This is a genomic window from Mesorhizobium sp. CNPSo 4661 (genome assembly GCF_057784215.1).
On sequence record NZ_JBWGIO010000003.1, the window covers coordinates 225,706 to 249,088 of the forward strand.

General features: G+C 62.9%; 18 protein-coding genes. 3 read left to right on the forward strand and 15 right to left on the reverse strand.

All coding sequences use genetic code 11. The features are described from left to right. Positions 1-6: 6 nt before the first annotated feature. Positions 7-861 carry an alpha/beta fold hydrolase gene (locus tag AC0YKC_RS05850; RefSeq protein WP_488510459.1) on the reverse strand — a complete coding sequence of 285 codons (855 nt, stop codon included), beginning with the start codon at positions 859-861 and terminating at the stop codon, positions 7-9. Between the two features lie 18 nt (positions 862-879). After that, positions 880-1,803, reverse strand: coding sequence for an Lpg1974 family pore-forming outer membrane protein (locus tag AC0YKC_RS05855; protein WP_488510460.1), 924 nt, complete (start codon positions 1,801-1,803; stop codon positions 880-882). A 174-nt stretch (positions 1,804-1,977) separates the two neighbouring features. Here AC0YKC_RS05855 and AC0YKC_RS05860 point away from each other — a divergent pair, with 174 nt between their 5' ends. Further along, positions 1,978-3,183, forward strand: a complete 1,206-nt coding sequence (locus AC0YKC_RS05860; RefSeq protein ID WP_488510461.1) for a cytochrome P450 — start codon at positions 1,978-1,980, stop codon at positions 3,181-3,183. On the opposite strand, the gene AC0YKC_RS05865 is transcribed toward AC0YKC_RS05860, so the two are convergent. Genes AC0YKC_RS05865 through AC0YKC_RS05875 form a run of 3 tightly spaced genes read right to left on the reverse strand, consistent with a single transcriptional unit; the run spans position 3,172 to position 5,308 of the window. Further along, positions 3,172-3,999, reverse strand: a complete 828-nt coding sequence (locus AC0YKC_RS05865) for a Stf0 family sulfotransferase (RefSeq protein WP_488510462.1) — start codon at positions 3,997-3,999, stop codon at positions 3,172-3,174. The genes AC0YKC_RS05860 and AC0YKC_RS05865 overlap by 12 nt on opposite strands. 11 nt (positions 4,000-4,010) lie before the next feature. Then, positions 4,011-4,877 (reverse strand): alpha/beta hydrolase, encoded by an 867-nt coding sequence (locus AC0YKC_RS05870; protein WP_488510463.1) that lies wholly within the window; start codon positions 4,875-4,877, stop codon positions 4,011-4,013. Then, positions 4,877-5,308: a hypothetical protein gene (locus tag AC0YKC_RS05875; protein WP_320297452.1), complete on the reverse strand. Its 432-nt coding sequence runs from the start codon at positions 5,306-5,308 to the stop codon at positions 4,877-4,879. Before AC0YKC_RS05875 ends, AC0YKC_RS05870 begins: the two co-directional genes overlap by 1 nt. Positions 5,309-5,417: 109 nt before the next feature. Here AC0YKC_RS05875 and AC0YKC_RS05880 point away from each other — a divergent pair, with 109 nt between their 5' ends. After that, positions 5,418-5,738 (forward strand): outer membrane protein, encoded by a 321-nt coding sequence (locus AC0YKC_RS05880; protein WP_488510464.1) that lies wholly within the window; start codon positions 5,418-5,420, stop codon positions 5,736-5,738. A gap of 156 nt (positions 5,739-5,894) precedes the next feature. Here the strand turns inward: AC0YKC_RS05880 and AC0YKC_RS05885 are convergent, their stop codons facing one another. From AC0YKC_RS05885 to AC0YKC_RS05920, 8 genes are all read right to left on the reverse strand, one after another. Then, positions 5,895-7,196, reverse strand: a complete 1,302-nt coding sequence (locus tag AC0YKC_RS05885; protein ID WP_488510467.1) for an HlyD family type I secretion periplasmic adaptor subunit — start codon at positions 7,194-7,196, stop codon at positions 5,895-5,897. After that, positions 7,196-9,124 (reverse strand): type I secretion system permease/ATPase, encoded by a 1,929-nt coding sequence (locus AC0YKC_RS05890; protein ID WP_488510470.1) that lies wholly within the window; start codon positions 9,122-9,124, stop codon positions 7,196-7,198. Before AC0YKC_RS05890 ends, AC0YKC_RS05885 begins: the two co-directional genes overlap by 1 nt. Positions 9,125-9,328: 204 nt before the next feature. After that, positions 9,329-11,857 (reverse strand): hypothetical protein, encoded by a 2,529-nt coding sequence (locus AC0YKC_RS05895; protein WP_488510471.1) that lies wholly within the window; start codon positions 11,855-11,857, stop codon positions 9,329-9,331. Between the two features lie 512 nt (positions 11,858-12,369). Further along, positions 12,370-13,227, reverse strand: a complete 858-nt coding sequence (locus AC0YKC_RS05900) for a patatin-like phospholipase family protein (RefSeq protein ID WP_320298258.1) — start codon at positions 13,225-13,227, stop codon at positions 12,370-12,372. Beyond that, positions 13,224-14,483 (reverse strand): M16 family metallopeptidase, encoded by a 1,260-nt coding sequence (locus tag AC0YKC_RS05905; protein WP_488510472.1) that lies wholly within the window; start codon positions 14,481-14,483, stop codon positions 13,224-13,226. Before AC0YKC_RS05905 ends, AC0YKC_RS05900 begins: the two co-directional genes overlap by 4 nt. Positions 14,484-14,779: 296 nt before the next feature. Next, positions 14,780-16,138 carry a M16 family metallopeptidase gene (locus AC0YKC_RS05910; RefSeq protein ID WP_320298259.1) on the reverse strand — a complete coding sequence of 453 codons (1,359 nt, stop codon included), beginning with the start codon at positions 16,136-16,138 and terminating at the stop codon, positions 14,780-14,782. Positions 16,139-16,222: 84 nt separating this feature from the next. Continuing rightward, a complete protein-coding gene (gene rsmD, locus AC0YKC_RS05915) occupies positions 16,223-16,777 on the reverse strand; it encodes a 16S rRNA (guanine(966)-N(2))-methyltransferase RsmD (RefSeq protein WP_434722325.1) in 555 nt (184 codons plus the stop codon). Then, on the reverse strand, positions 16,758-18,698 hold the full coding sequence (locus tag AC0YKC_RS05920; RefSeq protein ID WP_488510473.1) for a pseudouridine synthase: 1,941 nt from the start codon (positions 18,696-18,698) through the stop codon (positions 16,758-16,760). Before AC0YKC_RS05920 ends, rsmD begins: the two co-directional genes overlap by 20 nt. A 180-nt stretch (positions 18,699-18,878) precedes the next feature. Between AC0YKC_RS05920 and AC0YKC_RS05925 the strand changes: the two genes are divergently transcribed. Continuing rightward, positions 18,879-19,337 (forward strand): nucleoside deaminase, encoded by a 459-nt coding sequence (locus AC0YKC_RS05925; RefSeq protein ID WP_320298262.1) that lies wholly within the window; start codon positions 18,879-18,881, stop codon positions 19,335-19,337. A 91-nt stretch (positions 19,338-19,428) separates the two neighbouring features. On the opposite strand, the gene AC0YKC_RS05930 is transcribed toward AC0YKC_RS05925, so the two are convergent. Together AC0YKC_RS05930 and ileS are read right to left on the reverse strand one after the other, a co-directional pair. After that, entirely contained in the window at positions 19,429-20,103 is a 675-nt protein-coding gene (locus AC0YKC_RS05930; RefSeq protein ID WP_320298263.1) for a hypothetical protein, read from the reverse strand. Positions 20,104-20,411: 308 nt separating this feature from the next. Beyond that, positions 20,412-23,378, reverse strand: coding sequence for an isoleucine--tRNA ligase (gene ileS, locus AC0YKC_RS05935; RefSeq protein WP_488510474.1), 2,967 nt, complete (start codon positions 23,376-23,378; stop codon positions 20,412-20,414). Positions 23,379-23,383: the final 5 nt, after the last annotated feature.

Here is a 23,383-nt window from a genome sequence, read left to right on the forward strand (position 1 = left end):
CGGATATCAAAACGCTCGAAAGCTAGATGGCGGCCGCGACACCCAGGTTTCGATCTCGCGGGTGACGAAGCCAGCAGCCTGATGGTGGATAAAGTGACCTGCGCCGGATATGGCCACCAGCGAAGCGACGTTGTCCACTTCACGGAAGGTGCCGTCATAGGCGCCCGATGGAACATAGGGATCGTGGGTGCCGAACATCACCAAAGTCGGCGCCTTGACCAAGGGTAGCTGACCGATATCAGGCACCCTGCCGAGCGGAATGTTGGCTCTGTAATAGCCTAGCATTACTTCCGGATCAGAACGCCCGAGCGACTCTGCGAGCGCCTGCCTGTCACCCTCGTCGGCAACCCATCCGGCCAGCTCAACTGGCGCCGGCATGGCGGCCGCGCCCGCCTCCTGGAAGGCGCGCATATAGGCGAAATATCGGGCGTTGCCCGGATCCGCGATGGCACGCAGGTAATTGCGCGGATGGGGGGTTGAAAGAATGACCAGATGGCGCACCGCCTGTGGAACGCGCATAGCCAGCCACCATGCTATGGTGCCACCCCAGTCATGACCGATGACCGAGACCTGAGAGAGTTGTTCCGCCACAAGGATGGATAGCACGTCCTCGACCAAGTGCGGCAGCAGCGTGTACTGAGCATGCCCTATTGGTGCGTCGCTCAGCCCGAAGCCGCGCAAATCCGGCGCCAGTACTGTGAAGGTTTTACACAGAGCTTCCATCTGCCGGCGCCAGCCAAGACCATGGTCGGGAAAGCCGTGCAGGAAAAGAAGCGGCGGGCCTGAGCCCGCCGCGACATAGTGCAGTTTGACATTTCCGTTCGCTGCGAACCTGGACTCGAAACCTGTCTTCGAAGTCACCCTGACCGGCCGCCGTGATTACATTTTAACTTCGAGGCGCAGGAACGGACCTTGGAACACCTGATTCTTGTGGTCCGCGTTCACAAGCAGATTGTGCCACGCTTCGATCTTGTAACCAGCGGTGAAGGTAGTGTTTGCGATCGGCGTCCAGCTCAGGCCGAGCGATGCGTCGAGGTTTGAGACCGTTTCATTCGAGCCCTGACTGGCCACCGTTTCGGAAAAGTGTTGGACAGGGTTTGTGGTCGAGACATTGAAACCAGAACGCTCGGTGCGGCGACCCCACATGACTGCGCCCGAAGCCGAGCCCGTCAGGCCCCAGTTCTCGCCGACCGGATAGTAAGCTTCCGCACCAACGCGCGGACCGATACCCCAGTACTCGGCCGTACCGATCTTGTCAGCAGATATGCCTTTGTCGGCAGGATTGGTGGGGGTAAACTTTTCGGAAATCTCACCCAATGTTTCGTCGGAATGCACCAGCCGCAGGCCGCCGAAGAAACGGATATCGGCCTGTTGCACCTTAACGTGCTTGCCGATGTCAAAATCGAAAGCCTGGAAGCTATAGCCGTCGCCGTAAGTCGCAGTAACGAAGCCGGCAGGGTTCGTCACGGGAAACTCGTCGACGAGGGCTGACCGGTCCTTGCCGACATGGAAGGCGCCGGCGAGGCGCCAATCCAGGTCCGGAGAAATCTGCTTGGTCAGCGCCACCGATCCGGAGATATCGCCGTTGCTGTTGCCCAGCTTATCGCTGCTAAGCTTGTCGTCGTTGTGGATATTGTTCCAAAAATACGCGCCTTCAAATGCGAGCTTGACGCGCGAATCGATGGCAGTCTGATCCGGAGGCTGCGCCTCGGTGGCTTGAGCCGAGCCCACGCCTATTGCCGTCACGGAGGCAGCCGACGCCGCCACCGTAGCCAAAAATTTACCCTTGCCCTGAGAATGCATTAAAGTCCCCACCCAGATTCCAGCCGCGTTGTTATTGCAGACAAGTTTATAAACGCATATTGCCGCGGCCGAATGCCAACGACTTTGCGGCGCCACTGTCGCACTTTTGCAACAATAACGGACATCGCGCTGAACGGATAACGAGGTCGTCGGGCGTTCAGACATGGAGGTAGGGTGAGCGATCCAGCGCAAATTGAAGGCATGCTCAACAATCTCGTCTACAACCTATTCGCGCGGAGCGGGCAGGATGACGGACCAACAACCAGTGCCAAGGAGATCGGCAACCTCGTCGTATTTGACCATCCGGAGAGCGTCGACAAGATCGTCAAGGCGCCTGCGCTGTTCCGGAAGAACTTCTCGCTAATTTCGGCGCTTGGCTTCAGCCGCTTCAACACCAATGACGAGGAATGGGCGACAAGACGTGCCATCACCCAGGATCGCTATCTCGCGGCGGCCAAGCCCGCTCATGAGCAAAGCGTGTCGGATATATTCAGCGGCGGCCTTGCCGATTGCGAGACGTCCCTCGCAGGCATCCACCAGGCGCTTTTCACCGGCGCCATGACCATTTTCTATCAGGCCTTCGGACTTGTCGCGGAAGCTCGACCGACGGCGGCACTTCTCGACCGCGTCCGTGAGGTATTGCGACACCTGCAGTATTATTCCTGGGTCACGCCAACCAGCGCCGAAAGGGACAGCGCGATCCACGACGCCCGCGCAGTCATCGCGGACTTCGGTTCGCAACTGACGGCGGATCCGCGAGTGGCCGCCGAAATGGACCGTTTCTCCGAAAAGGCCGCCGGGATCGACAGCTTCTCCCCGATCGAAGAATTCGTGATGAATCTGTTCGCCGGCGTCGAAACCACCGTCACGACAGTCCAGTGGGTGATCGACAGGCTCGGCGCCAACCAGCAGGTGCAGGAGCGTATCCACGAAGAGATCACTGGCAACAAAGCACAGACGCCGTTTACTGACTGCTTCATCAACGAGACGATGCGCTATTTCCCACCTATACCGTTCCTGACCCGCGAAGTGAGCACCGATGCAGTTCTGGACGGCTCGCCGCTGCGAGCCGGGCAACTTATCATGCTGTCCGTCGTCGGAGTGCACCAGCATCCCGAATTCTGGGAAAATCCGAGGACGTTCGATGCCAGCCGCAAGGAGTTCATCAACAACAGTTTCGACCGCCGAGCCTTCATTCCCTTCCTGACCGGACCGCGTATGTGCGGAGGCGCGCGCCTGGGCCGACTTGAGGTGGACCAGGCGGTTCGCGCGGTGGTGCGTCAATTCGCGTTCGCCCGCCTCGATGACATTATCCGCTTCGACTACGCGCTGGCGCTGCGCCCGGCGGCCGGCATGGCCGTCAACGTATCAAGGCGCTGATCGGCTTTGCCCCGCCTCGCCAGGCATGTCGCGCCAAAGTTGACGGATCAAGCCTCCGAACTGTCTTGCGATAATCGACTTTACCGATGCGTCGTTGCTGTAGCGGCCATTGGGAGCGGCGGCGTCATTGCGCAGATTGCGGGCTGGAAACCAGTTTCGCATTGTCGCCTTCACATTGTCGTGGGGACTGGCGACAAAGTCCTCGTAGGCCACATGAGCAACCCTCGTCACGTCAATGGTCGAAAGGTAACTCCGCCACTTTGCCTCGGAGTCCGCGATATGTCGCACGGTGTCGATAACCGCTTTCTGACTTATCGTTCTCAACATAGGCACACCAGGCAGCGTTTCGCAGCCATCGAATGGCTGACCGGTATGCAGCATCGAAAGCAGGCTGACCGTCTGATCGACCTTGTTCCGGCGGGACAGGAATACATAGAAGGAGCTTGCATCGTCCTCACCGATCGAGCGCCGGGCGAAGTCAAGATTGCCGAAGAATAGCTTGGCCGCGAACACGCCGTCGACCGAGCGCCGCATCAGAAGATGCTTTCCGTAGGAAGACGCCGAGCGATCGAGCGCCGGGACGTCGAATGTGTCGTCTCCAGCCCAGCGCCGCATGAGCGGTATCGCGAATTGCCACTGGAAATATTCGGTCGGCAAGCCAAATCCGAAATCCCGCATGACCTGGCAATAGGTGTGACCAGCCGTTCTTGGCGTGGTGCACACCAGGATTCTGTACGGGTTTCCAGTCGCTCCCTCGCGATCGAAATCAGCTGAGAGCAATCGGGTGTATGTTTCGTCGAAGTGCGATCCCGCCATGACCATACCGCTCACATTGCGGACAGAAACCCGAAGATCAGGAAAGCCTGATCGGGCGTCATCAGCGACGGCGGATCGCCGGCATCGATGTTGTCGACAATGCAAAGACCGGGTCGCGCGGAGCGCACTCGCTCGAAGGCTTGCCTGTCGGCGAACCCGCTTCCAAGACCGTACAATAGCATGATCTGGGCGTCGAGCTTGGCGACCATGGGGAACAGGTCGTATTCGCGGCCGGTCATGGCCTCGAAATTCCCGGTCGCGGCCGAATCGTAGGCCAAACGAAACCCATCAGCCCCCGCGGCAATTCTGTTGTCGATAAAGCGGTCGAAAACCGGCGTCTCCACTCGCCCCATGCCTGGATTTGCCGCACGCAGATATTCCCTCGCCTGGGCACGTGTCTGGAATACAAGCGCTGCTTCGCGGATGGCCTCGGTTCGCAAAGCATCGACCTTGGCCCCACCAACGAGGGGAACATCGTTGAGGACAATCCTGTCGACGCGACCGCGGTTCGCGTAGAGGAAGAGAACGAGGATCAGCCCGCCCCATGACGTGCCGACGAAATGGTTCTCCTTACCGGAAAACTGACTGAGCGCGCGCAGGCACCTGGAATAGAGATCGATGTCGTAGCCGGAGCCGAGATAGGCGCTGCGCCCTCGTCCGAGCAGGTCGGGACAGATCACCAGGTAGCCATTGCGGCATAGGAAGGCCGCAAGGTAGTCGAAATCGGAGCCATTGCCGGCAAAGCCGTGCAAGCAGAACACGGTGCCGCGCGGTGGGCCGACCGGCTGCCAGATGCGTACGAACATCGAGGCGTAACGGTCACCGAGACGGATTAGGATTTCCTGCGTCAGCACCTCGCCTGGCGTAGTCTGTTCCATCACGCGTCCCGTTTGCGGACGGCGCGTTTCATTGCACCGCGGGCGTCGATGAAATCCCGCTTCCAGTAGACCGACTTATCGAGATTGAGCTGCTTCGCCTCCTTGATCAGCGGCAGGATGTGCGCGGACGAGCGCGTCGCCATCACCGTGGCGGCAATCGCGTTGCCGCCAGGATCGGGATTGAGCGGCCCCCTGTTTGCCACCCAAGTCTCGGCAATCTCGCGGCTGGTTACGATCCAGCCGACATAGGCGACGATGGCGTCGTCGATGGAACCGATGAGATGCGTCTGTTGCTCGATCTGGTAGCGCAACGACTTCACCATCTGCCCAAACTCATATCCATCGAAGGGCGGATAGTGCGCAATAAAATTGCAGACGAGCCCAAGAGAGACCGGGTTGAAAGGAACGCGGGTGAAAAGGAGATTGCTCATGCGGACTCAGGCGCTTCAAATGGTCGCGACAATATGATGTGTGGTCGGCTTCGGGCTAGTGGGCAAAAAGGGAGATCCCGAAAAATCACGGAGGCCACGGGACACCGCAATGCGCGGGCCTATAACACTAAACCGCTCGCTTCCCTCGCCTGCCGCCGTGCGCTTCCACGGCCTTTTCGACGGCGCGCTTCAGCTTGGCAGCACTTCAACCTGCATGGCCCGTAGCAGGTGGTGGCAGCGGCGATATCTACGACTGGGGTCCCAGCGGATCGGCGGCGACCTCGAAACCGCCGTTTCCAACAACATGACGGTCGGCTTCGAATATCGCTATTCCCAGTACGAGAAGGAATACTTCGCCTCCGGCGGCCTCTTCGAAGACACCCCGCGGATCCAGACGGTCCGCATCGACGCCAAGTACAAGTTCAACTAAGCAAAAAGGCCTCCAGCCAAAGCAGGAAGCCCGCCAAATGGCGGGCTTTTCTCTTTTGTAGGCTTGTCCTGCAGATCCGCGCCTGAACGTGAGCTACAATCCGGGCAGGTGAGCTCTGCTACCCCATCCCGCTACACGTGGCGCCAACCGCGAAGGCTATTGTCTAAAGGCCCGGCTGATCTGGTCCTGCAGCGGCTTGACCAGATAAGACATCACCGAGCGATCCTCGGTCTTGATGAAGGATTCCACCGGCATGCCGGGCACCAGCTTGACCTCGCCAAGCCGCGCGACCTCGGCGGCGGTCGTGGTGATACGCACCGTGTAATAGCTGACGCCGGTGCGCTGGTCGGTCGTGATGTCGGGCGAGGTTCGTTCGACCACGCCGTCGATTTGCGGTGTCGTGCGCTGGTTGAAGGCCGAAAAGCGCAGCGAAGCGGGTTGGCCGACCCACAGCTGGTCGATGTCGCTCGGCGCGATCTTGGCTTCCACCGCCAGACTGTCATTGTCGGGCACAACCTGCATGATCGTCTCGCCTGGCTTCACCACGCCGCCGATCGTATAGGCGATCGACTGCTGCACGACACCGTCCTGTGGCGCGCGGATGTCGACCCGCTTCAATTGATCCTCGGCGGCGACCTTGCGCTCCAGAAGTTCGCCCATCTGGCCGTCGACGTCGCGCAGGTCCTTGTTCACTTCGGTGCTGAGGTCGAGGTCGATCTGAATGATCTGCAGCTTGATCTCGGCGATGCGCCCCTGAGCCTGCGCCTGGGCCGCGATAAGCTGGCCACGTTCGCCATCGAGGCGCGTGGCCTCGCGCTCGGTCTGGGTCAGCCGATCGATGGAGATGAGCTTCTTGGCCCAAAGCGTTCGCACGGAAGCGAGCTCCTTCTGCACAAGCTCGATCTCCTTGCTCTTGGCCTGCGCCTGCGCGGTATCGCCGATGATCTCCTTCTCCAGTTGGGCGATGCGTTCCTCCAGCTGGCTCTTCTGGCCGGCGCGGGATGTGCGCCGCGTCTCGAAGTGCTGTTTTTCGCCAGACACCGCCTCGGCGACATCGGGATCGGCAACGCGGTCCAGAAGATCGTTCGGAAAGATGATGGCATCGCTGCCGCGGCGCTCCGAATCGAGGCGCGCCTTGCGCGCGGCGAGCTGGTCGAGCGCCTTGCTCACCACGCCAAGATTGGCTGCCGGCACGGTGCGGTCGAGGCGAAGCAAAAGGTCGCCGGCCTTCACACGATCGCCGTCCCGGACATCGATCTCTGCAACGATGCCGCCGGTGGAATGCTGTACGTCCTTGACATGGGAATTGACGACCAGGGAGCCGGCGGCGATCACCGCGCCGGCGATCTCGGTGACCGACGCCCAGCCACCGACGCCGCCGGCAAGCAGGATTACGATGCCGACGCCAAGCCGCGTATAGAAACGGATCGAGGCATGGGACGTGCCCGAAACGGTCATCAGTGCCCTCCCTCCGTTCCGTCGCTGAGAGCGCGCGGAGCGTTCTCGGCTGCCACTCTTAACGGCGGAGCGGTACCCGACACGGACCGCAGCGTCGGAAACATTTTGGCGAATACCTCGTCCTTCGGGCCGAAGGCGTGGATGCGTCCCTGGTTCATCGCCAGCACGAAATCGACGGCTGTCAGCACGTTCGGCCGATGGGCGACGATCACAACGATACCGCCGCGTTCGCGCACACCCAACATCGCCTTGATCAGGGCCTGCTCGCCATCCATGTCGAGGTTGGAATTCGGCTCATCCAAGACCACGAGGAAAGGATCGCGATAGAGCGCGCGGGCCAGCGCGATGCGCTGGCGCTGACCGGCTGAGAGCGCCTCGCCATGGTCGCCGATCTCGGTTTCGTAGCCTTCACGGAACCCGACGATCAGCTCGTGCGCCCCCGCCGCCTTCGCCGCGGCGATTATGGCGCCGGCATCGGCATCGGGCTCGAAGCGGGCGATGTTCTCCGCCACTGTCCCGGCAAATAGCTCCACGTCCTGCGGCAGATAGCCGATGTGGCGACCACGCTCTGACTGCGACCACTGATCGAGATCGGCGCCGTCCAACTTTATCCTGCCGATGACGGGAAGCCAGGCTCCGACAAGCGCGCGCACCAGCGTGGATTTGCCCGAGCCGCTCGATCCTATGATGCCGACGCCGTGGCCTGCCTCTATGGCGAAACTCGCGTCCTGAACCAGCAGCCGCTGGGTACCCGGCGCGGCGACCCCGACGTTGAGCATGCCGACATTCGCGCTCGGCGGCGGCAGCAGCAGCGGCTCGGTTTCAGCCGGCAACGCTGCCAACACCCTGTTCAGCCGCTGCCAGCCCTGGCGCGCGGTGACGAAGCCCTTCCAATTGGCGATCGCCAGATCGACCGGAGCCAGCGCGCGACCGCTGAGGATCGAGGCGGTGATGATGATGCCCGCCGTCGCCTGCCCCTCGATGACCAGCCAGGCGCCGAGGCCGAGCATCGACGACTGCAGCAGCATCCGCAGGACCTTCGATATTGCGCCAAAGCCGCCAGCGACATCGCTCACCTTGCGCTGCTCGGCGACGTATTCAAGGTTGGCGCCTTCCCACCGCGCGGCGAGCCCGCCTGCCATGCCCATCGCGGCAACGACCTCGGCGTTGCGGGTCCCAGCCGAGATCAGTCCATTGCGCCGAATACCGGTCAGAGTCCCGGATGAGACCGGCTTTCGCGTCAACCGCTCGGCAAGCACGGTCAGCGCAACCAGAATGATCGCACCGAACAGAGCCGTCACACCAAGCAGCCAGTGGAACATGAAGATGATGACCAAATAGAGCGGCAGCCACGGCAGGTCGAAAAGCGCGGTCGGCCCCATGCCGGACAGGAATGCACGCACGCTGTCGAGGTCGCGCATCGGCTGCAGGCTATCGCTCCCGCGGCCGCTCTTCAGCGGTAACTGCAGCATCGACGTATAGACACGGCGGCCCAGCGCCTCGTCCAGGGCCCCGCCAATGCGCACCAGCACTCGACCGCGCACGAAATCGAGAACGCCCTGCCCGCAATAGAGGACGAACAACAATATGGTTATACCCACCAGCGTCGGCAGGCTGCGGCTTGGCAGCACGCGGTCGTAGACCTCGAGCATGTAAAGCGAGCCGGTAAGCATCAAGATGTTGAGCACGCCGCTGAACAACCCAACCGCGAGGAAGGCCGACCGGCAGGAGCGAAGTGCCTCGGCGAGCTCGGAGCGCGCAGATTGCGCTCGCCGCCCTTTCGGTTTTGCCGGCCGCTTGCCGCCTACCGCCGTATCGGTTTGCCTGGTGATATCGCCGACGTTGCTGTCCGGTGTGGACAGGCGTGCGCGAAACAAGGCCAAGCCGCCGAAGCCCACGATCGCCACCCCGGCGAGCGTCTCCCCCAAAGATCGGTGCCGGTCTGGCGAAAGCCAGCCGGCGCCGCCAAAGAGGAGCAGCACAGCGCAAGCAACAAGGATCAGGCCGATGAACCTTACCTTTGCCTGCGCTGAACCAGATGCTGCCTTATTTACCATTGCCGAAGCGACACCGAACAAAGCATGGCGGTCAATTCACCTGGCGCTTCGCACTTCATGCGCGCCAACGCAGCATCAACCGCCGTCATTGGCGTAGACATGCAATATCGCCCCCTCGAAGGTCATGCCGGTGTTGTTGTAGAAATCGAGTTCCTGGTGGATCAGGTTTCCGGCAAGCTCGGGCCCTGCAGTGGCATTTTCATCCTCCAGCCCCACGTTCCAGGCTGCGCTGCTCGCCTTCACCGCGCTTCCACCGCCCCAATGCTCGAAATGAGAAGAGTTTGTCCCGCCGTTCTCCACCTGCAGCCAGTCGATCGCCTGGTCGAGATACTTGTGCGGGCTATTGGGGTCGGAGGCGTCGCCGATCGGATTTCCGGCCAGATAGTTGAGCCAGGTGGCCACCGTATCGCGAGCAAGGACAAAACGTGTGTCCTGCAGGTCCTTAGTGGATGCGTTGATCACCTTGAGCGCATCGGCGTAAGAGATGAAGAACGTGTCCTCACCGGGGCCGGTCACCCCGTCCTTGTTGTAGTCGCCGATCAGAAGACCTTTGGTGGCATCCGTATGCCCGTCGTTGTTGGAATCGACGGCGTAGAGCAATTCACCGGAGGCGAAGTTCGGGCCGGATTTATCGACGCCTGCGACGCCATCCCAGAACGACTTGCCGAGGTTGCTCCAGAAACCGGGAGTGCGCACGCCGGGGCCGTCGAATGATTGAACTGTCGCGGTATCGTTAGCGGACACGTCGTTGGTGGTATCGTCGTCGTGGGCATGCACCACGACCGTGTTGGTTCGAGTGTCGGCATTCGGAAGCAAGTTGAACGAGCTGTCGGCCGTGAAGACCCAGGTTTCGTTGCTGTCGACCTGATAGTCGTTGTCGAGATCGCCGGACACATAGTGAGTGCCATGCGAGCTGTTGGCCACGAAGCCGCTGAGCAGATTGATGTCGTCACCGGTGTTTCCCGGCGTGCCGTTGTCGTCGATGAGCGAGGTCAGCGTCAGCGGATCAAAGGCGCCGGCAGCGCTCGTGTTCGTTATCTCGTAGCGATAAGTGACGTTCTGCGCTCCGGACTGGACCGTTTCGGACGAGTGGAAGATGCCGTCATGATCGGCATCAACGGATTTTTCGATGGCGACCGACGGCGCGACGTCGTTGACGGTCACGGTCGCGGTGTCGTTGGCGGTCACGTCATTGGTGCTGTCGTCATCATGGGCGTGCACCACCACCGTGTTGACGATGCTGCCCGCGTTGTGGGCGTCGACGCCGACGGTGGCGCTGAACACCCATTTCTCGTCGCTGTCGACCAGGTAGTCGCCGTCGGTATCGCCGGAGACATAGTGCGTGCCATGGTCGGAGCCGGCGACGAAGCCGGCCAGCAGATCGATGTCGTCGCTGGTGTCGCCGGGCGTCGCATTGTCGTCAATCAGCGAGGTCAGCGTCAGCGGGTCGAAGGCGCCGGCAGCGCTCGTGTTGGTCACCTCATAGGTGTAGGTGATATCGGCAGCCGAACCCTCATTGATCGAGGTCGGGTCGGCCGTCTTCTCGATGGCGATCGACGGTGCGACGTCGTTGACGGTCACGGTCGCGGTGTCGTTGGCCGACACGTCATTGGTGCTGTCGTCGTCATGGGCGTGCACCACCACCGTATTGACGATGCTGTCGCCCGCATTGTGGGCACCGATATTGACGTCCGCCGTAAATATCCAAGTCTCGTCACTGTCGACGAGGTAGTCATTGTCGGTGTCTCCAGACACATAGTGAGTGCCATGCGAGGAGTTGGCGACAAAGCCGGCCAGCAGGTCGATGTCGTCGCTGGTGTCGCCGGGCGTTGCATTGTCGTCGGTCAGAGAGGTCAGCGTCAGTGGATCGGCAGCTCCATCTACGCTCGTGTTGGTCACCTCATAGGTGTAGGTGACGTCGGTGGCCGAGCCTTCGTTGATCGAGGTCGGATCGGCCGTCTTCTCGACCGAAACCGCAGGAGCGTGGTCCACACTCGCGTTAGTGATAACGCCCCATTCCTCGAATCCGCCGTCCGATTCGCTGGGATTGCCGAACGCCGAATAGAGGTAAACATAGGCACCGTTGGCGCCGGTAAAGTAGCTAGTGGGGATATAGACAAAGAGATCGCCTTGTCCGCTGCCTGCCGGGGCGTCCTTGCCGGCATCCAATTGAACGGTCACATCACCATCGGTGAAATTTCCATCCATGTTATAGAGTAGTTGCTGACTCTGCAGCGTCGAGAGACTTGTAATGCTCGGATCCGACGCGGAGTAGATCTGCAGCGAATTCAGCGACAGCAACGATCCCGAAGTGCTGTTCGGCTCGTTGGCGTCGAGCTTGAAGACGTAGTAGTCGTGGCCATCCACAGTCACGACCTGCATATCGCTCAGCAGAAGCGCGTTGGTGTGCTCCTGTTGTTTGTCATCCAGCGGGAGCGGGGTGCCGTCTGTGTTGAAGCCACTCTCGGTTCCATTCGCGCCAAGCACCAGGAAAGAATTATAATTGCCTGTGCCGGCGTCCCCTTGTTGCTCGGCAGCAAAAATGGTGCCGTCGGTCAACGTCTGCGAAGTCGTCGCACCGGTCAGATCAACTACTGTGGCCATTGAACTTCCTCCACGGGCGCACACGCCCCTATTGGCCGCGCAAGGCGGCGAATTACCCCATGCCAAAGGCGCCGAGATCGGCGCCCGAATTCAGTGAGGAGGATCAGCTTGGCGTCCGGCAAGCCGCGCCCACCGGCTCCGGCCTGCGAGCAGCAGATGGCGGCTCACGACGGCTGGCGATCCGATGATGACGGCTAATGCGGCATGGATGCCGCGCTGCACTTCCCCTGCCCCAGTAGCGCGTTACTCGTTGTTGCCGGTCACGAGATTGTTCACGCCACTCTATATTAGGATATTATTAACTCTACCGCAGCGTGCGTCAACGGGCAATTGGATGAAGAGTTAATGACAAAGGCCAAACTTGCGCGTGAACACGCGCCAATCAGAATAAAGAATACTTTGCTCTATTCTTAGGTCTTATTTCATGAGGGACCTTTGCGCCATCCCCATCAGACCTCGGGCGCGCCGGCCTTCGGTGTCCCCATTCCCCAACGGCGCTATCCCCGAGGCTCTCAGACCACCTTCTTCTTGCCTCGCCTGCCGCCATGCGCTTCCACGGCCTTCTCGACGGCGCGCTTCAATTCGTCCTTGATCTCGACCGTCTCGGCCATCAACGCCTCAATCTTGAGGAATTCGAGCACGCGGTATTTCGAGACATTCGGCCGGATCAGAATGTCCGGCGGGTGCTGCCTGAGCTTGTTGGCGATGATCGACTGCATCATCAGCTGGGTGGCGCCATACATCAGGTCGACGGTGGTCGGGTGCCTGCGCTCGGCCTCGCTCGGCGCGCCGACGACATCGACGGCGATGATGATGTCGGCGTCCTTCTCGATGAGGTCGAAAGGCACGGGGTTGTAGATACCGCCGTCGATCAGCACGCGGCCTTCGCGCGTCACCGGGCGGAAGACCGCCGGGATGGCCGCCGAAGCGGCAAGCGCCGAATGCAGGTCGCCTTCGGCGAACACCGCAAGGCTATGGCCGAAATAGTCGGTCGCGGTGACCTTGAGCGGGATCTTCAGCGCCTCGAACGTCTGCGGGATCGCCTCGGGCAGGAAAGCCTTCAGGATGCGCTCGATGTTGAACTGGCTGACGCGGATGCCGCCCTGCATGGCCTCGGCGATCGTGCCCGGCCGCGAGCGCCACATGCGCGCCGCCACTTCGGCCCGGCTGCCGAGAATCGACCGGGCATAATCGTGGATCTCGGCACCCGTCATGCCCGACGCCATGCCGGCGCCCATGATGGCGCCGATCGACGAACCGGCAATCGCCGCCGGCTTGATGCCAAGCTCGTCGAGGGCCTCCACGATATGGATATGCGCGAGACCGCGCGCGCCGCCGCCGCCGAAGGCCACCCCGAAGGTCGGGCTCATCCCTTGCCGCCTCCCGCCACCTGCACCAGCGGCGGCCCGATGACCATCACCGCGGGGTCGGTCGACAGGAGCTTCTTCGCCTCCGCCTTGACGTCGGCCAGCGTCACCGCGTTGATGAGAGCCGCGCGCCGCTTGATGTAATCGATGCCGAGATTGTCGATCTGCAGCTCCACCAGCGTCGCGGCGATGGAGTTGGACGAATCCAGATTGTTGATGGCGTAGGCGCCGACCATGTATTTCTTGATCGCCGCGAGTTCCTCCTCGGTGGGACCGTTCTCGGCCATGTCCTTCACCACCTGGCGCACGATCGAAAGCGTCTCGGCGGCGCGGTCGGAACGCGTCGCCGTCGTCACCAGCAGCGCATTGGAATGCTCGTGATCGACGAGATCGGAGCTGACGCTATAGGCAAGGCCGCGCTTCTCGCGTACCTGCTCGTACAGATGCGAGGTAAATGTCGAGCCGCCGAGAATCTCGTTCATCAGCACGGCGGCGTAGAAATCGGGATCGCTCCGCTTCACGCCCGGCCAGGCAAGCTGCAGGGAGGTCTGCGGCAGGTCGTAATTCACTTCGAGCTGCTGGCCGAGCTTGGGCGCGACATCGGCAACCGACGCCAGCGTCTGCTTGTCCGGCAGATCGCCGAACACCTCGTCGAGCCTGCCGCTCAACGTGGCGGCGTCGATATCTCCGACCACCGCCACATGCAGGCCGCCGCGGGCGAAATTCGCCTTGTGGAAGGCCTTGAGATCGTCAGTGGTGATGGCGGCGAGGCTGTCTTTGTTGCCCTCGTCCGGCCGCGCGTAGGGGTGCTGGCCATAGATCGCGCGCAGCCAGCGCTGCTGGGCGATCGTATTGGGGTCCCGCTCGTTGGCGAGGATGCCGGAGAGTATCTGGGCGCGGATGCGGTCGATCGGCGCCTGGTCGAAGCGCGGGCTGTTCACCGCCAGTTTCAGCAGGCCAAAAGCCTCGTCCTTCTGGTCGGACAGCATGCGCATCGAGCCATAGGTGCCATCGCGCGCCGCCTGAAAACTCATCTCGGCGCCGGCATCGTCGAGCTTCAGCTGGAAGGCCTCGCTGTCGAGGTCGGCGGCGCCCTCGTCGAACAGGCCGGTCATCAGGTTGACCAGGCCTTCCTTGCCGGCGGGGTCCTGCGCCGTGCCGCCGTCGAAGACGAAACGGATCGCAACCAGCGGGATCGAATGGTCTTCGACCAGCCAAGCGGTGACGCCCTTCTTCGACTTCACCTCCTGGATATTCACTTCGGCGCGCGCGGCAAGCACGGGCAAAAGCAGGAAGAACAGGGCGAAGCAAAGGGTGGCAATGGCGCGATAAACGCGCCCCCCTTCTCCCCTTGTGGGAGAAGGTGTCGCCGAAGGCGACGGATGAGGGGTGTTGGACGGAGTGCGACCCCGGTGACTGCCGGTTCTCAATGTCCGGCGGAATAGGTCGCGTTTCTTCCAGCACCCCTCATCCGTCTCGGCGCTGCGCGCCGATCCACCTTCTCCCACAAGGGGAGAAGGAAAGGTGCTCATACGGTCAAGAACCATGCTCATCATCAATTCCCCGCCTGCTGTTGCGGCAAGAGATAGCCGGTGGTGGAGCGATCGAGCACAAGATAGCGGGCGGCGACCGCCTTGACCTCATCGGCGGTCACCTTGCGGATGCGGTCCGGCCATTCCTGGACGTCCTTGACGTTGCCGCCCGTGGCAAGGGTCGAGCCATACATGTTGGCCATGTCGTCCTGCTTGTCGCGCGCAAAGATCATGGAGCGCACATAGCGCGTCTTGGCCCGATCCAGTTCATCGTCGCTCACGCCGTCCTTGACGATGCGGGCGATCTCGGCATCGACCGCCGCCTCGACATCGGCAAGCCTGGCGTCGCCACGCGGGGCGCCATAGACGGTGAAGTTGGTGGCGTCGAGCATGGTGCCCTGGAAATAGGCGCCGGCCTCGGAGGCGATGCCCTGTTTGACGACGAGTTGCTGGTACAACCTGCTGCGGTTGTCGCCGCCGATGATCTCGGCAAGCAGGTCGAGCGCCTCGGCTTCACCGGCCTTGGCCGTATGGTAGGACGGCACGACCCATTGTGTGGAGAAGCTCGGCACCGACACACGCGCGTCGGTGAGCGTCACCGTGCGCTTCGTGTTCTGCTCCGGTTCCACGGGGCGGATGCGCGGCCGCAGGTCCGGGCCGCGAGCGACCTTGCCGTAGGTGCGCTCGGCCATCGCCTTCACCGCGCCGGGTTCGACGTCGCCGGCCACCACCAGCACGGCGTTGTTCGGCCGGTAGTAGGCGTCGTAGAAGGCTTTCGCGTCCGGGCGGTTCAACTGCTCCATTTCCTGCATCCAGCCGATCACTGGAATGCGGTATGGCTGGTTCTGCCAGAGCGTCGCGTCGACCTCCTCGTCGAGCACCGCCTGCGGATTGCTGTCGATGCGCGAGCGACGTTCCTCCAAGATCACGTCGCGCTCGGTCTTGATGACATCGTCGGTCAGGATGAGGTTGCGCATGCGATCGGCCTCGAAGCCCATCATCTGTTCAAGCGCCGAAGGCGGCACCGTCTCGTGGAAGGCGGTGTAGTCGTAGGAGGTGAAGGCGTTGTTGGAGCCGCCGATCTCGGACACGGCGCGGTCGAACTCGCCGGCGGCGTGGTTGGTCGTGGCCTTGAACATCAGGTGCTCGAAGAAATGCGCGATGCCGGATTTGCCGGGCGGCTCGTCGGCGCTGCCGATCTTGTACCAGACCATGTGCGTGACGATCGGGGCGCGGTGGTCGGGGATGACGACCACTTCCATGCCGTTGTCGAGCAGGAAATCCTTGGCCTCACCGTCGTCGGCCGCGCGGGCCGTGGCCGCGGCGAGCGCCAGCGTGCCGACAAGAAGCGCCGCTCGCAGCCCAATCCCCGTTGGTGTCATCAAGATCTCCGGTTCCGGTTGCGCGACGATAGGCAAGGTTCACCGGCGAGGCAAAGTGAATTGTTCGGCATTTTCGAGGCGAGGCTAGTTCGCCTCGACGAAGCGTATGACCGTTTCGCCGTAATTGCGCTCGTCCATCACGGAAAAACCGGCGCCCGGCTCGAACGGCGCCGAGGCAGCTTCCTCGACGACGCAGAGCGCGCCAGGCAGAAGCCAGCCGCCGGCTTTGGCCGAGCGCAGCGCGCGCTCGCCGAGTCCTTTGCCATAGGGTGGATCGGCAAAGACCAGGCCGAAGGGCGAGATCGTGCCGGTTTCGCCGAGATGCGTGGCGTCCCGGCGGAAGATCTTGGTGCGGCCGGTGAGGCCATAGGCCTCGACGTTCTCGCGGATCAGGCCTCGCCCTTCCGTCGATTCCTCGATGAAGACGCAGTAGGAGGCACCGCGCGACAGCGCCTCAAGTCCGAGCGCGCCGGTGCCCGCGAAGAGGTCGAGCACGCGGCCGCCTTCGAGCTTTTCAGCGTAACGATGCGCCAGGACGTTGAACACCGCCTCGCGGGTGCGGTCGGTTGTCGGGCGGATGGCATTGCTTTTCGGCGTCGCCAGCGGACGCCCGCGGAACTCACCGCCGACGATCCGCATCGCCACCCCTCTTCGGACCGCGCGGCCTGTCGCCGCCATCGCCTTCGGGACGCTCGCCGCGGGGCTTGCCGAACGGCTTTGCGCCCGGCCTGCCCTTGCCGCCGGGCTTGTAGGATGCCTTGCGCGCCTTTGCCTCGGCGGCCTTGGCAGCATCGGCTTCCGCCCTGCCCTTGCCGATCGGCCGGGCGCCCGGCGCCATCCAGACATTGGCCTTGCGCTGGCCCGGCGGTTCGATCGGCCGCTGCTCACGCTCGGATTTCTTCCCGCCGAAACGGGGCTTGTCGCCAAAGCCACCACGCGGCTTGTCGCCGAAACCGCGGTCGAATTTCGGGCCGCGCTCGCCAAGCGCCCTTTCCGGTTTCGTCGAGAGCTTGCTCAGCGCCTCGTCGCGGCTGTCTTCGCGGCGCTTGCGAGCCTTGATCAGACCACCCTCGCCGATTGGCCGGCGGTCGCCGTCGCGTGTGAATTTCGGCCGGTCGGCCTCTTCACGGCGGGGGCCGCCACCGCGCACCGGCTTGTTGGAAAACGGCTTCTGGATCTCGGCATCGAAATTGGCGCCGGATTCCTCGATCAGCCGTTCGCCGAGCTGTTCGCGCAGCACACGGCCCTTGATCTCCAGCACATGACCCTCGGGAAGATCCTCGAGCTGGAACGGCCCGTAGGAGATGCGGATCAGCCGCGTCACGTCGAGACCAAGCGCGCCGAGGATGTTCTTCACCTCGCGGTTCTTGCCTTCACGCAAGCCGAGCGTCAGCCACGCATTGGTGCCCTGCTCGCGGTCGAGCGAGGCCTCGATCGACCCGTAGAAGACACCGTCGACTGCGATGCCTTCGCGCAAGCCGGCAAGCGCGCTCTCCTCGACCTTGCCATGGACGCGCGCGCGGTAGCGCCGCAGCCAGCCGGTGGCCGGCAATTCGAGCACGCGCGACAGCCCGCCGTCATTGGTCAAAAGCAACAGGCCCTCGGTGTTGATGTCGAGCCGGCCGATGGTCATCAGCCGAGGCAGGTCGGCCGGCAGCACGTCGAAAACGGTCTTGCGGCCTTCAGGATCGCGGTTGGTGGTGACGACGCCCGCCGGCTTGTGGAACAGGAACAGCCGCGTGCGCTCGATCGGCGGGATTTCCGTGCCGTCGAGATGGATGATGTCGTTGGCGCTGACGTTGAAGGCCGGTGAGACCAGCACCTTGCCGTTGACCTTGACGCGGCCGGCCGCGATCAGTTCCTCGGCGTCGCGGCGCGAGGCGATGCCGGCGCGCGCCAACCGCTTGGCGATGCGCTCGCCGCTTTCCGGCGCGGCTTCCGAGGGACGCGGCCTTGGCTTGAAGCCGCCTTCCGGTTTTCCGCCAGCCTCGCGTGGACGGTCGCTGAAGTCTCGCTTCGGCCGGTCGGCGAAATCGCGCTTGGGGCGGTCGAAACGTCGCTCGCCCCGCTCGCCTTCGGCCGCCGCCGGCCGGTCGCCACGCGGTGCGTCAGGCTTGCCGCCCTCACGCCTCTCGAAAGGCTTGCCGTCGCGCGGCGGAGTTTTGCGGAACGGCCGGTCACCACGCTCCCCGCCTTCACCCATTTCACGCGGCTTGTAGCTGCGCTTGAAATCGCGGGCCGGGCGCTCGCCTTCGGCCGCCGCCGGCCTGGCGCCACGCGGTGTGTAGGGCTTGCGGCCATCGCGCTTCTCGAAGGGCTTGCCTTCGGGGCGCGGGCCTTTGCGGAACGGCCTTTCGGCGCGCTCCGCGCCCTCACCCGCTTCGCGCGGCTTGTAGCTGCGCTTGAAATCGCGGCCCGGGCGCTCGCCTTCGGCCGCCACCGGTCGCTCACGCTTGGCGAACGGCTTCTTGGCACCGTAGGCCGGTTTTCCGTCACGCCCGCCCGTCGGTCTGGAGCCACCCTTGCGTGGCCCGCGTGGAGATTTCTTGTCGTCGTCCATTACATTGCTCGTCTTCGCCTGCTACAGCGCCGCGCGTCCTTGCGGACGCCTAACGCAGGCAGTGTCATCTTGATTTTGCGCATCCAGCGGCGCGGCAAAAACCGATTCCGGTTTTCAGGGTCTCGCGCTAGATAACAGGATCACTCCCGGGTGGCGAGAAGTAATCGGAATGGAAACCGCTTGAAACGACCGGATTTCATGGCCCTGGCGCTTGAAGAGGCCGCGGCGGCCGCCAGCCGCGGCGAAGTGCCGGTCGGCGCTGTGATCGCCAATGGCGGCACGGTGGTCGCAAAAGCCGGCAACCGCACGCGCGAGCTCTCGGACCCGACCGCGCATGCCGAGATGCTGGCGATCCGCGAGGCCTGCCGGAAGCTCGCCAGCGAACGTCTCACCGGCCATGATCTCTACGTGACGCTGGAGCCCTGCGCGATGTGCGCCGGCGCGATCTCCTTCGCCCGGCTGCGGCGGCTCTATTTCGGCGCCGCCGACGAGAAAGGCGGCGCGGTGGTCAACGGCGTGCGCTTCTTCGCCTCACCCACCTGCCACCATACGCCGGACGTCTACCCGGGGATCGGAGAGAGCGATGCCGCCCTCATCCTGAAGGATTTCTTTCGGGAGAGACGGGGTGGTGAATGGTGAATGGTGAATGGTGGGCACGCAGTTGGTAGTCAGTAGTCAATAGTGAGTAGTCAGTAGAGCTATTCACTATTCACTATTCACTATTCACTATTCACAGACCCAACCAGTCGAACCAGCCGCCCTTCTTGCCTTCGGCCTGCGCCTTGAGGCGGCGCTCTTTCTTGTATTCGTCCTCGCCGAGCTCGTTCTGCGGCGCGGTGTCGGCAGCCTGGCGATAGGCGAGCGGCGGCTCGCTCAGATATTTGCGGGTAGTCGGATCGCCCTGCTTCTGTTCGGCGAGCCGGCGCTGAACCTCATTGCGACGCGTAACGCTGGAATCATCCGGTGACCAGCGCGGGGGGTGGCTGGATCCAGATTCCGCCATCGCTTTCTTTACTGCCTCGGGATCGGTCTGCACGTCCTCGACCGCTTCAGGCTGATAGTTGGGATCGTTCTGATGCGTGGTGGCGTCGGCGCGAATGCGGGCGCGGCGCGCCTCAGGCGATTCGGGCCAGTCGGCGCTCGCCGTCTCGATGCTCTGCTGCGGCGGCGGCAGGTTTGCCTTCTGCCCGGGCGCGGGCTTCACCAGATCAGGACGCGGCTTGTAGTCGATCGGATCCTTGTGCTTCGGCGTGATCGCAGCAGCGCCGGAAACATCGTCCAAGAGCTGCGCGGCTGCCGTCTTGTCGGTTCCATAGGTGGGCGAGCTCATGCAGCCCGACAGAGCGATGGCCGATACCACAAGCGGCGCCACCAGCGCGGCGCGCGCAAACATTCTGTCGGTCATGCCAAAAAGTCCCACTCTAACAGCCTTTCGGTCGCCACCGGCCAAGGGCACGGTCCCCTGCTTCCCCGCACTTGCGACGGAAATCCGGCGACAATTTGTCTGCCGGAGTGTCGCGTGTTTACCTCAACCACTTGTTAAGGGCAACGCACGGGCAGTTTCAGGCCGCCCAGCGTGGCATTTTGTGCACTTATTTAACGTGGTGCATGTCGTCGTCCCAAACCGTTTCACACTTTTGGGCGACATGCATTTATTTGATTTGGTGCATGTCGTCGTCCCAAAACCGTTTCACACTTTTGGGCGACATGCACCTACAGCCGCCCAAGAGCCTTCAGCTCATGCAACACGGCGGCGTCGCGGGCCGACACATCCGGGAATTCCCGATCTTGCCCGACATCGGCGGTGTAGCGCCAGGAGCGCGCGCATTTTACCAGGCCGCGATCCTCGGCCTTCTCCACCACCACCGCCACACCCTTGACGTCGTCGAGCGTGAAGGCGCCTTCCGGGGCCTTGCCGTGCTTGACGACGAGATCGCTGGTGATCGCCATCTCGGCCATGTCGACATCGGCGATCGCGGCTTCCAGCGCCGCGTCGTCGAGCGTCACCACCGGCACCGCCTCGAGCGAAGAGCCGATCAGCTTCTCGGCGCGCGCGATCTCCAGCGCGCCGGTGACGACGCGGCGAACCTGCCTCACCTTGCGCCATTTCTCGGCCAGCGCCTCGTTGCGCCAGTTCTGCGGGATCGCCGGGAACTGGTCGAGATGCACCGAGACGGCGTCCGGATGGCGGTCGAGCCATGCTTCCTCTGTGGTGAAGGGCAGCATCGGCGCCAGCCACTTCACCAGACATTCGAAGAGATGGCGCACCACCTGCACGGCCGCCCTGCGGCGCAAGCTCGACGGTCCGTCGCAGTAAAGCGCGTCCTTGCGGATGTCGAAATAGAAGGCCGAAAGCTCCACCACCATGAAGTCGAGCAGCGTGCGGGTGATGCGCTTGAACTCGAAAGCGTCATAGCCCTGGCGCACCACTTCGTCCAACTCTGACAGCCGGTGCAGCATCAGCCGCTCCAGTTCCGGCATCGTCTCGACCGGCACGTCCTGGCCGTCGTCATGGGCGAGCGTGCCCAGCATCCAGCGGATGGTGTTCCTGAGCTTGCGGTAGGCGTCGATATTGGTCTGCAGCACGTTCTTGCCGAGCCGCTGGTCTTCCCAATAATCGGTCGTCACCACCCAGAGCCGCAGGATATCGGCGCCGGACTGCTTGATGACGTCCTGCGGCACAACGGTGTTGCCGAGCGACTTCGACATCTTGCGGCCTTCCTCGTCCATGGTGAAGCCATGGGTGATGACCGTGTCGTAGGGCGCCCTGCCCCTGGTGCCGCAGCTTTCGAGCAGCGAGGAGTGGAACCAGCCGCGATGCTGGTCCGAGCCTTCGAGATAGACGTCGGCCGGCCATTTAAGGTCGGGACGGTCCTCCAGCGTGAAGACATGCGTCGAACCGGAATCGAACCAGACGTCGAGGATGTCCATCACCTGGTGCCATTTCGAGGCGTCGTGATTGCCGAGGAAACGTTCCTTGGCGCCGTCAGCGAACCAGGCGTCGGCGCCTTCTTTCTCGAACGCCTCCATGATGCGCTGATTGACGGCCTCGTCCTTCAGCACATTGCCGTCCTCGTCGGCGAAGACGGCGATCGGCACGCCCCAGGCGCGCTGGCGCGACAGCACCCAGTCGGGGCGCTCCTCGATCATGGCGCGGATGCGGTTCTGGCCGGCCGCCGGCACGAAGCGGGTGTCGTCGATCGCCTTCAGCGCGCGGCTGCGCAGCGTCGTGCCGTCGCCGAGGTCCTTGTCCATATAGACGAACCATTGCGGCGTGTTGCGGAAGATGATCGGCTTCTTCGAGCGCCAGGAATGTGGGTAGCTGTGCTTCAACCGGCCGCGTGCGAAGAGCGCGTTGCGCTTGATCAACTCGTCGATGACCGCCTGGTTGGCGTTGCCCTTCTTGCCGTTGTCGTCGATGACGCGCGCCGCACCGCCCTCGCGGTCCGGGCCGAAGCCCGGTGCGTCCTTGGTGAAGAAGCCGGCATCGTCGACCGGGAACGGGATCGCCGTGTCGATACCGCCGCGCTTGAGCAGTTCGGCCACCGCGTCCATCCAGGCGTCGAAGTCCTCGCGGCCGTGGCTGGGGGCGGTGTGGACGAAGCCGGTGCCGGCATCGTCGGTGACGTGCTCGCCGGCGATCATCGGCACCGGGTACTCATAGCCGCCGCCAAGCCCCTTGAACGGATGCGAAAGCGTAAGGCTTGCAAGCTGTTCGGCCGAGACGCTGTTAAGCCGGTTCAAGGTGATCTTGGCCTTGGCCGCGCTCTCCCCGGCGAGCGCGTCGGCAAAGATCAGCTTCTCGCCGGGCTGCGGGCCGAAGGCGTTCTCGGCCGCCGTCACCTCATAGAGGCCATAGGCGACGCGGGGCGAATAGCTCACGGCGCGGTTGCCGGGGATGGTCCAGGGCGTGGTCGTCCAGATGACGACATGCGCCTCGACGAGGTCTAGCGCGGCTCCGTCCAACGCCGGCGCGGCGCCGGCGACGGGCTGGGCGAGGCTCGCGACAGGGAACTTCACCCAGATTGTGTCGCTCTCGTAGTCTTGGTACTCGACCTCGGCCTCGGCGAGCGCGGTACGCTCGACCACGCTCCACATCACGGGCTTCGAGCCGCGGTAGAGCTGGCCGGACATGGCGAACTTCAACAGTTCGCCGGCGATGCGCGACTCGGCATGGTAGGCCATCGTCGTATAGGGATTGTCGAAATCGCCGATGACGCCGAGGCGCTGGAACTCGCCGCCCTGAACCTTGATCCAATGCTGGGCGAAGTCGCGGCATTCCCTGCGGAACTCGTTGACCGGCACCTCGTCCTTGTTCTTGCCCTTGGCGCGGTACTGCTCCTCGATCTTCCATTCGATCGGCAGGCCGTGGCAGTCCCAACCCGGCACGTAGTTGGCGTCATAGCCGCGCATCTGGAAGGAGCGGTTGATGACGTCCTTGAGGATCTTGTTCAGCGCATGGCCGATATGGATGTTGCCGTTGGCGTAGGGCGGGCCGTCATGCAGCACGAATTTCTCGCGGCCGGCGGCCTCCTCCCGCAGCTTTTTGTAAAGCTCCATGTCCTGCCAGCGTTTGACCAGGCCAGGCTCCTTCTCGGGCAGGCCGGCGCGCATCGGGAAGTCCGTCTGCGGCAAATAAAGCGTCTTGGAATAGTCGATCGTTTCAACAGTGTCGGTCATTGATC

Excerpts from the sequence above, each read along its gene's own strand:
- AC0YKC_RS05855 (WP_488510460.1), bottom strand. The coding sequence starts at position 1,803 with ATGCATTCTCAGGGCAAGGGTAAATTTTTGGCTACGGTGGCGGCGTCG.
- AC0YKC_RS05865 (WP_488510462.1), bottom strand. The coding sequence starts at position 3,999 with ATGGCGGGATCGCACTTCGACGAAACATACACCCGATTGCTCTCAGCT.
- AC0YKC_RS05870 (WP_488510463.1), bottom strand. The coding sequence starts at position 4,877 with ATGGAACAGACTACGCCAGGCGAGGTGCTGACGCAGGAAATCCTAATC.
- AC0YKC_RS05875 (WP_320297452.1), bottom strand. The coding sequence starts at position 5,308 with ATGAGCAATCTCCTTTTCACCCGCGTTCCTTTCAACCCGGTCTCTCTT.
- AC0YKC_RS05880 (WP_488510464.1), top strand. The coding sequence starts at position 5,418 with ATGCGCGGGCCTATAACACTAAACCGCTCGCTTCCCTCGCCTGCCGCC.
- AC0YKC_RS05885 (WP_488510467.1), bottom strand. The coding sequence starts at position 7,196 with ATGACCGTTTCGGGCACGTCCCATGCCTCGATCCGTTTCTATACGCGG.
- AC0YKC_RS05895 (WP_488510471.1), bottom strand. The coding sequence starts at position 11,857 with ATGGCCACAGTAGTTGATCTGACCGGTGCGACGACTTCGCAGACGTTG.
- AC0YKC_RS05900 (WP_320298258.1), bottom strand. The coding sequence starts at position 13,227 with ATGAGCCCGACCTTCGGGGTGGCCTTCGGCGGCGGCGGCGCGCGCGGT.
- AC0YKC_RS05910 (WP_320298259.1), bottom strand. The coding sequence starts at position 16,138 with ATGACACCAACGGGGATTGGGCTGCGAGCGGCGCTTCTTGTCGGCACG.
- rsmD (WP_434722325.1), bottom strand. The coding sequence starts at position 16,777 with ATGCGGATCGTCGGCGGTGAGTTCCGCGGGCGTCCGCTGGCGACGCCG.
- AC0YKC_RS05920 (WP_488510473.1), bottom strand. The coding sequence starts at position 18,698 with ATGGACGACGACAAGAAATCTCCACGCGGGCCACGCAAGGGTGGCTCC.
- AC0YKC_RS05930 (WP_320298263.1), bottom strand. The coding sequence starts at position 20,103 with ATGACCGACAGAATGTTTGCGCGCGCCGCGCTGGTGGCGCCGCTTGTG.
- ileS (WP_488510474.1), bottom strand. The coding sequence starts at position 23,378 with ATGACCGACACTGTTGAAACGATCGACTATTCCAAGACGCTTTATTTG.